Source organism: Brevundimonas sp. NPDC046655 (assembly GCF_044901625.1).
Lineage (GTDB): Bacteria > Pseudomonadota > Alphaproteobacteria > Caulobacterales > Caulobacteraceae > Brevundimonas.
Map to the genome: position 1 here is coordinate 1 of NZ_JBJDPV010000012.1, position 1,442 is coordinate 1,442.

Here is a 1,442-nt window from a genome sequence, read left to right on the forward strand (position 1 = left end):
GTAGCTGGTCTTGATCTGGGTGTAGAATTCGACGGCGGCGAAGCCCTGTTCGCGGGGGCCGTAGGAGGACTTCTTCGTGCCGCCGAAGGGCACGTGATAGTCGACCCCCGCGGTGGCCAGGTTGACCATGGTCATGCCGGCCCTGGCGTTCCTCTGGAAGTCTCGGGCGTGTTTCAGCGACTGGGTGACGATGCCGGCCGACAGGCCGAACTCGACGCCGTTGGCCACAGCCAGGGCTTCCTCGTAGCTGGCCACGCGAATGGTCGAGGCGACGGGGCCGAAGACCTCCTCGGTGTTGATGCGGGCCTCCGGCAGGGTGTCGGCGATCAGGGTCGGCTGGACGTACCAGCCGGGCTTGTCGAGCTTCAGACGCTCGCCGCCGGTGACGATCCGGCCGCCGCCGTCCCTGGCGATGTCGATGTAGCTGTAGGAGACGTCGCGCTGAGCCTCGGTCACCGCCGGCCCCATCTGGGTGGTGGGGTCCAGGGCGTCGCCTACGCGAAGCGCCGCGACCTTCTCGGCCAGCAGGGCGACAAAGCGGTCGTGGATTCCGTCCTGCACGATCAGGCGGCTGGAGGCCGTGCAACGCTGGCCGGTGGCGAAGAAGCTGCCGTCCAGGGCGATGGCGACGGCGCGATCGAGGTCGGCGTCGTCCAGCACGATCAGGGGGTTCTTGCCGCCCATCTCCAGCTGCACGCGGGCCTGACGCTTCATCGCGCCTTCGGCCACGCCGGCGCCGACGCCCTGCGAGCCGGTGAAGCTGATGCCGTCGACGCCGGGATGGGCGACGATGGCGCGGCCCACGTCGCCGTCGCCGATGACCATGTTGACCACGCCCCTGGGCAGGCCCGCCTCATGCAGGATGGCGATCAGGGCCTCGGCCGTGGCCGGCGTCGGGCCGGCGGGCTTGATGACCACGGTGTTGCCGAAGGCGATGGCCGGGGCGATCTTCCAGGCCGGAATGGCGATGGGGAAGTTCCACGGCGTAATCAGGCCGAAGACCCCGACCGGCTGGCGATAGGTCTGGATCTCCACGCCCGGCCGCGTCGAGGCCAGGTTCTGACCGTGGACGCGCAGGGCCTCGCCGGCGAAATACTTCAGGATACGGGCGGCGCGCATGGTCTCGCCGATCCCCTCGGGCAGGGTCTTGCCCTCCTCGCGCGACAGCAGGCGGCCGATCTGGGCCGCGCGTTCCATCAGCAGCGACCCGGCCCGGTCCAGCACGTCGAAGCGGACCTCGGGCGAGGCGTCGGCCCAGCCGGGGAAGGCGGCGCGCGCCGCCTGCACCGCCTGATCCACCTCGGCCGCACCGCCCCTGGGCGTCCGGGCCACCACCTCGCGCACGTCGGACGGGTTCAGGCTCTCGCCCGACAGATCCCCGCCCACCTTCTCGCCGCCGATCCAGTGCGAAAGCTCAAGCGTGTCCGTCATGGGAAAGTCCT

At 70.2% G+C, this 1,442-nt stretch carries 1 protein-coding gene; it reads right to left on the reverse strand.

Annotated elements, in window-relative coordinates; genetic code table 11:
- Positions 1 to 1,431 (reverse strand): aldehyde dehydrogenase family protein (locus tag ACI2KI_RS17450; protein ID WP_404622058.1); only part of this gene is annotated, 1,431 nt, incomplete at its 3' end.
- Positions 1,432 to 1,442 lie beyond the last annotated feature (11 nt).